General features: G+C 70.1%; 7 protein-coding genes. All 7 read left to right on the forward strand.

The features are described 5' to 3' along the window. Positions 1–140: 140 nt before the first annotated feature. Complete coding sequence (ruvC, locus tag ACFUN8_RS36440; protein ID WP_382572626.1) at positions 141–698, forward strand: crossover junction endodeoxyribonuclease RuvC; 558 nt, start codon at positions 141–143, stop codon at positions 696–698. Next, positions 695–1,321 (forward strand): Holliday junction branch migration protein RuvA, encoded by a 627-nt coding sequence (gene ruvA / locus ACFUN8_RS36445; RefSeq protein WP_383647482.1) that lies wholly within the window; start codon positions 695–697, stop codon positions 1,319–1,321. The genes ruvC and ruvA overlap by 4 nt, the downstream gene beginning before the upstream one ends. A 121-nt stretch (positions 1,322–1,442) precedes the next feature. After that, positions 1,443–2,558 carry a Holliday junction branch migration DNA helicase RuvB gene (gene ruvB / locus ACFUN8_RS36450; protein ID WP_383647484.1) on the forward strand — a complete coding sequence of 372 codons (1,116 nt, stop codon included), beginning with the start codon at positions 1,443–1,445 and terminating at the stop codon, positions 2,556–2,558. A 165-nt stretch (positions 2,559–2,723) separates the two neighbouring features. Then, positions 2,724–3,224 carry a preprotein translocase subunit YajC gene (gene yajC, locus ACFUN8_RS36455; protein WP_383647487.1) on the forward strand — a complete coding sequence of 167 codons (501 nt, stop codon included), beginning with the start codon at positions 2,724–2,726 and terminating at the stop codon, positions 3,222–3,224. 144 nt (positions 3,225–3,368) lie between these two features. Next, positions 3,369–5,156 (forward strand): protein translocase subunit SecD, encoded by a 1,788-nt coding sequence (gene secD, locus ACFUN8_RS36460; RefSeq protein WP_383647489.1) that lies wholly within the window; start codon positions 3,369–3,371, stop codon positions 5,154–5,156. Position 5,157: 1 nt separating this feature from the next. Further along, the gene (secF, locus tag ACFUN8_RS36465) at positions 5,158–6,303 is read left to right on the forward strand and encodes a protein translocase subunit SecF (protein ID WP_383647492.1); all 1,146 of its coding nucleotides are present in this window, start codon (positions 5,158–5,160) and stop codon (positions 6,301–6,303) included. Further along, a complete protein-coding gene (locus tag ACFUN8_RS36470; protein ID WP_383647494.1) occupies positions 6,300–6,845 on the forward strand; it encodes an adenine phosphoribosyltransferase in 546 nt (181 codons plus the stop codon). Before secF ends, ACFUN8_RS36470 begins: the two co-directional genes overlap by 4 nt. The last annotated feature ends 64 nt before the right edge of the window (positions 6,846–6,909 follow it).

Below are 6,909 nucleotides of genomic sequence, written 5' to 3' on the forward strand. Positions count from 1 at the left end.
GTGCTGATCCATCTGGTCGAGGAGTACCCGTCGGCCCGCCGCGTTGTCGGTGCCGACCGATACTGTGCTGATCAGGGGTTCTGACACTCCGGCAGAACGTGTGATCGAGCGGGACCGAGAGTGTGAGGGGGAGGGGCGCGATGCGGGTACTGGGCGTGGACCCCGGACTGACGCGGTGCGGTGTCGGCGTCGTCGAGGGCGTCGCGGGACGCCCGTTGACGATGCTCGGCGTCGGTGTGGTGCGTACGCCCGCCGACGCGGACCTCGGCTCACGCCTGGTCGCCATCGAGCAGGGCGTGGAAGCCTGGCTGGACGAACACCGGCCCGAACTGGTCGCCGTGGAGCGGGTGTTCAGCCAGCACAACGTCCGTACGGTGATGGGGACGGCCCAGGCCAGCGCCGTCGCCATGCTCTGCGCCGCGCGCCGCGGCATCCCCGTCGCCCTGCACACCCCCAGCGAGGTCAAGGCCGCCGTCACGGGCAGCGGCCGCGCCGACAAGGCACAGGTCGGCGCCATGGTGACCCGGCTGCTGCGGCTGGACGCCCCGCCCAAACCGGCCGACGCCGCCGACGCCCTCGCCCTGGCCATCTGCCACATCTGGCGCGCCCCCGCCGTCAACCGCCTCCAGCAGGCGCACGCCGCGGCCAAGGCGTCCCGCTCCACCAGCCACGTACCCGTACGGAAGGTCCCCCGATGATCGCCTTCGTCAGCGGCCCGGTAGCCGCCCTCGCCCCGACCTCCGCGGTGATCGAGGTCGGCGGCGTCGGCATGCTGGTCCAGTGCACCCCGGCCACCCTCGCCGGGCTGCGGATCGGCCAGGAGGCGAAGATCGCCACCTCGCTGGTCGTCCGGGAGGACTCGCTCACGCTGTACGGCTTCGCCGACGACGACGAGCGCCAGACGTTCGAGCTGCTCCAGACCGCGAGCGGCGTCGGTCCCCGGCTGGCCCAGGCGATGATCGCGGTGCACGCGCCCGACACCCTGCGTCTCGCCGTCGCCACGGGTGACGAGAAGACACTGACCGCCGTCCCCGGCATCGGCAAGAAGGGCGCCCAGAAGCTGCTGCTGGAGCTGAAGGACCGGCTCGGCGAGCCCGTCGGCACCCATATCGGCAGGCAGGGCATCGGCACCCCCGTCTCCGCCTCCTGGAACGATCAGCTGCACTCGGCCCTGATCGGCCTCGGTTACGCGACCAGGGAGGCCGACGAGGCGGTCGCGCTGGTCACGCCCCAGGCCGAGGAGGCGATCAAGGCCGGCGAGGCACCCGCCGTACCGAAACTGCTGCGGGCCGCGCTCCAGTCGCTGAACCGGACACGCTGACGGGCACGAGCACAGGCACGAGCACGGGCACGCGCTCACCCGCACGTGCCGGCAGGCCCGCGCCGGGGCCGAACTCCACGGGACCGTCCAGGGACGTCCCGCTTCCACGAGGTGAATCACAGTGAACTGGGACGACAGCAGCAGCGGGACGCCGGGAGGCGGCCCGCCGCCGACGGACGACACCGACGGACTCGACGGGCCCGACCGGCTCGTCGCCGCGTCGGCCGACGGCGAGGACCAGGCGGTCGAGGCGGCGCTGCGGCCCAAGTCGCTGGACGAGTTCGTCGGGCAGGAGCGCGTACGCGAACAGCTCGACCTCGTCCTGAAGGCGGCCCTCGCCCGGGGCGCCACCGCCGACCACGTCCTGCTGTCGGGCGCGCCCGGCCTCGGCAAGACCACCCTCTCCATGATCATCGCCGCCGAGATGGGCGCCCCGATCCGTATCACCTCGGGCCCCGCCATCCAGCACGCCGGCGACCTCGCCGCGATCCTCTCCTCCCTCCAGGAGGGTGAGGTCCTCTTCCTCGACGAGATCCACCGGATGTCCCGGCCCGCCGAGGAGATGCTCTACATGGCCATGGAGGACTTCCGCGTCGACGTCATCGTCGGCAAGGGCCCCGGCGCCACCGCCATCCCGCTGGAGCTGCCGCCCTTCACCCTGGTCGGCGCCACCACCAGGGCCGGCCTGCTGCCGCCCCCGCTGCGCGACCGCTTCGGCTTCACCGCGCAGATGGAGTTCTACGAGCCCGTCGAGCTGGAACGGGTGATCCACCGCTCGGCCCACCTGCTCGACCTGGAGATCGACGCGGACGGGGCCGCCGAGATCGCGGGACGCTCCCGGGGCACGCCCCGTATCGCCAACCGCCTGCTGCGCCGGGTCCGCGACTACGCGCAGGTCAAGGCGGAGGGTTACATCAACCGCGACATCGCCGCGGTAGCCCTTCGGGTGTACGAGGTCGACGAACGGGGCCTCGACCGCCTCGACCGGGCCGTGCTCCGGGCCCTGCTCAAGCTGTTCGGCGGCGGCCCGGTCGGTCTGTCGACCCTCGCCGTCGCCGTGGGGGAGGAGCGCGAGACGGTCGAGGAGGTCGCGGAGCCCTTCCTCGTACGGGAGGGACTGCTCGCCCGTACCCCGCGCGGCCGCGTCGCGACCCCGGCCGCCTGGGCGCATCTGGGGCTCACCCCGCCCCCGCGGAGCCCGGGCGCAAGCGGACAACCGGGCCTGTTCGGGGCGTGACCGCACAGGCATTCGTTCCAGCAGGAACCCCGGTGCCATGCTGGGCGTTGTTCCAATGATGCGGACTCGCTTAGACTCCGCCGATGCCGCCCTTAAAAGTCGGCTAACCCGCCCCCGTATATCAGGCCGCCCGACAGCGCGGTCGTGCGAAGGAAGTTCCCTCCCGTGAGTCTCGTGACCCTCCTCCCCTTCATCGTGCTCATCGGGGCCATGTTCCTGATGACCCGGTCCGCCAAGAAGAAGCAGCAGGCGGCTGCGCAGATGCGCAATGAGATGCAGCCCGGCACCGGCGTCCGGACGATCGGCGGCATGTACGCCACCGTCAAGGAAGTTCACGACGACACGGTCCTCCTTGAGGTCGCGCCGGCCGTCCACGCCGTGTACGCGAAGAACTCCATCGGCGCGGTCCTCACCGACGCGGAGTACAACCACATCGTCCACGGCGACGAGGAGGAGCTTGAGGACGACGCTCCCGTCGTGCCCGACGACGCCTCCTCGCTGACCGGGGACGACGACGTGGCGAAGATCGACCTGGGCAAGAAGGACGGCGACGACGCCGAGGCCACCGCCACGGCGGACGCCACCGCCGACGCGCCCAAGGTCGACGCCGAGAAGGCCGCCGAGCCCAAGGACGCCAAGGCCGACGGCGAGAGCGGCGCGAAGTAGTCCCGTCCGGCACCGTGCCGCGCCCGTAGGCGCACCGCGGTCCCCGGACGACGTCGGCATTCGCGTGGGCAGGTCCCCACAACACTTCGTTGCCGCTCCGTCGCTCACCCGGCGTGGAGCGGTCGGACAGGGAGAAACGAAAAGGTGGCAGCACCTCAGAAGGGCCGAAGGCAGACGGGGGCCCCGGGAAAGCCGGGGCGCACCCTGATCCTGTTCCTGATCGCGATGATCGCCCTCGTCGGCGGGATGTTCGGGGCGGGCGAGCTCACGCCGCGCCTCGGTATCGACCTCGCCGGCGGCACGACCATCACGCTCAAGGCCAAGAGCTCGCCGGGCCAGGCGAACGCGGTCAACGAGACCAACATGAACACCGCGGTCGGCATCATCGAGCGTCGTGTGAATGGTCTCGGCGTTCAGGAGGCCGAGGTTCAGACCCAGGGATCCGACAACATCATTGTCAACATCCCCAAGGGCACGAACTCCCAGCAGGCTCGTGAGCAGGTCGGCACCACCGCTCAGCTGTACTTCCGGCCGGTCCTGACCCTCGGACCGGGCGACCCCGCCCAGCAGCAGCCGCCGCCGGACGCGACCCCCAGCGCCGGTTCGAGCGGGAGCCCGAGCCCGAGCGCTTCCGGGAGCGGCAAGCCGAAGGAGTCGGCCGACCCGCCGGCCGCCGGCGCTCCCAGCGCCTCGGAGACCACCCAGGGCCGCGCCCTCACGGAGGACCTGAAGGCCGACGCGACGCCCACTCCGGGCGCCTCCGACAAGCCCGACGCCTCGGAGACCCCGGCGCCGAGCGACTCCGCGGCGCCGCCCGCGGACCCGGCGACGGAGAAGCTCCAGGCCGACTTCGTGGCGCTCGACTGCACGAACGAGAAGGCCAGGGGCGCCCTCGGCGACACCGCGAAGCCGAGCCAGCCGACGCTCGCCTGCGGCGAGAACGACGGCGTGTGGGAGAAGTACATCCTCGGCCCGGCCGAGGTGGGCGGCAAGGACGTCGACGACGCCAACGCCACCATCAACCAGCAGACCGGCCAGTGGATCGTCCAGATGGACTTCACGGGCGGCGGCTCGAAGAAGTTCCAGGCGATCACCAGCAAGCTCTCGCAGCAGCAGGCCCCGCAGAACCAGTTCGCCATCGTCCTCGACGGTGAGGTCGTCTCGGCGCCCTCGGTGCGCCAGACCCTGAGCGCCAACGCCGAGATCTCCGGCAACTTCACCCAGGAGTCCGCGCAGGACCTGGGCAACATCCTGTCGTACGGCGCGCTGCCTCTCACCTTCCAGGAAGACACCGTCACGACGGTCACCGCCGCGCTCGGCGGTGAGCAGCTGCACGCCGGTCTGATCGCCGGCGCCATCGGCCTCGCGCTGGTGATCATCTACCTGGTGCTCTACTACCGGGGTCTCGCGCTGATCGCCATCATCAGCCTCCTGGCCTCGGCGGTCATGACGTACGCGATCATGACCCTGCTCGGGCCAGGTATCGGGTTCGCCCTCAACCTCCCCGCGGTGTGTGGTGCGATCGTTGCGATCGGTATTACCGCGGACTCGTTCATCGTGTACTTCGAACGAATCCGTGACGAGATCAGAGAGGGCCGTACGCTCAAGCCCGCCGTCGAACGGGCCTGGCCGCGCGCCCGGCGCACGATCCTGGTGTCCGACTTCGTGTCGTTCCTCGCCGCGGCGGTGCTGTTCACCGTCACCGTCGGCAAGGTGCAGGGCTTCGCGTTCACACTCGGCCTGACCACGGTCCTCGACGTCGTCGTCGTGTTCTTCTTCACGAAGCCGATCATGACTCTGGTCGCCCGTACGAAGTTCTTCTCCGGCGGCGGCTCGTGGTCCGGTCTCGACCCGAAGCGTCTCGGAGCCAAACCACCGTTGCGCCGCGGTCCCCGTCGTCTCAGCGCCCCCACCGACCCGAAGGAGGCGTGAGATGTCGCGACTCGGAGATCTCGGCGCCCGGCTCTACCGCGGCGATGTCGGCTACGACTTCGTAGGAAAGCGCAAGTTCTGGTACGGCCTTTCGATCCTCATCACCATCGCGGCCATCGCGGGCCTGGCGGTGCAGGGGCTCAACATGGGCATCGAGTTCAAGGGGGGCGCCGTCTTCAACACCCCCAAGACGAGCGTCTCCGTGGCGGCGGCGCAGGAGCACGCGGAAGAGGCATCCGGCCACGACGCGATCGTCCAGAAGCTCGGCAACGGCGGACTGCGTATCCAGGTCACCGAGCTGAACACGGCGCAGGCCGACAAGGTCCAGACGCAGCTCTCCAAGGATCTGAACATCCCCCAGGCGGAGATCAACGCCGACCTGGTCGGGCCGAGCTGGGGCAAGCAGATCGCCAACAAGGCGTGGACGGGTCTCGGGATCTTCATGATCCTGGTGGTGATCTATCTGGCGATCGCCTTCGAATGGAGAATGGCGACAGCGGCGCTGATCGCCCTGATCCACGACCTCACGATCACGGTCGGTGTGTACGCACTGGTCGGCTTCGAGGTCACGCCGGGCACGGTGATCGGTCTGTTGACTATTCTCGGTTACTCCCTCTACGACACGGTCGTGGTCTTCGACAGCCTCAAGGAGGGGTCGAAGGACATCACCAAGCAGACGCGCTTCACCTACAGCGAGGTCGCCAACCGCAGCATCAACTCGACCCTGGTGCGTTCCATCAACACCACCGTGGTCGCGCTGCTGCCGGTCGCCGGTCTGCTGTTCATCGGTGGCGGTGTCCTCGGCGCCGGCATGCTGAACGACATCTCGCTGTCGCTGTTCGTCGGCCTCGCCGCCGGCGCGTACTCGTCGATCTTCATCGCCACTCCGCTGGTCGCCGACCTCAAGGAACGCGAGCCGTCGATAAAGGCGCTGAAGAAGCGCGTACTGGCCAAGCGGAAGGCCGCCGCGGCCAAGGGCGAGTCGCCCGAGTACGCGCATGAGGGCTCCGACGAGCCCAGGGACGCGGAGCCGGACGACGGCGACGACGAGGCGCCGGAGCAGGACAGCCCGCCCGCCGCCGCGGTCGCGGGTCCCCGGAGCCACGGCGGCCGGGGCCGGGGCCGTCCGTCGGGGAAGCGTCGATGACGGACGACAGCACGAGGGAACTGCTCCGCAGCCGGATCCGTGATGTGCCCGACTATCCGAAGCCGGGCGTGATGTTCAAGGACATCACGCCGCTGCTCGCGGATCCGAAGGCGTTCACGGCGCTCACCGACGCGCTCGCCGAACTGGCCGTACAGCACGGTGCGACCAAGATCGTCGGGCTGGAGGCGCGCGGTTTCATCCTGGCCGCGCCGGTCGCGGTCCGGTCCGGCATCGGCTTCATCCCCGTCCGCAAGGCGGGGAAGCTGCCCGGTGCGACGCTGTCGCAGACGTACGACCTGGAGTACGGCAGCGCCGAGATGGAGGTCCACGCAGAGGACCTCCGGGAGGGCGACCGCGTCATCGTCATCGACGACGTGCTCGCCACCGGCGGCACCGCTGCGGCCTCGGTCGAACTCGTACGCCGGGCCGGCGCCGAGGTGGTGGCCGTGGCCGTCCTGCTGGAGCTGGGCTTCCTCGACGGCAGGGCGCGCCTGGAGCCGCATCTGCGGGGCGTTCCGCTGGAGGCCCTGATCAAGGTCTGACCCCGTCGGTCACGCCCGACTGGTCGTGCGTGACCGACCGTGCGTGACGAAGTGGGACGAACGC

The organism is Streptomyces sp. NPDC057307 (assembly GCF_042667665.1).
In the GTDB taxonomy this organism is placed as follows: domain Bacteria; phylum Actinomycetota; class Actinomycetes; order Streptomycetales; family Streptomycetaceae; genus Streptomyces.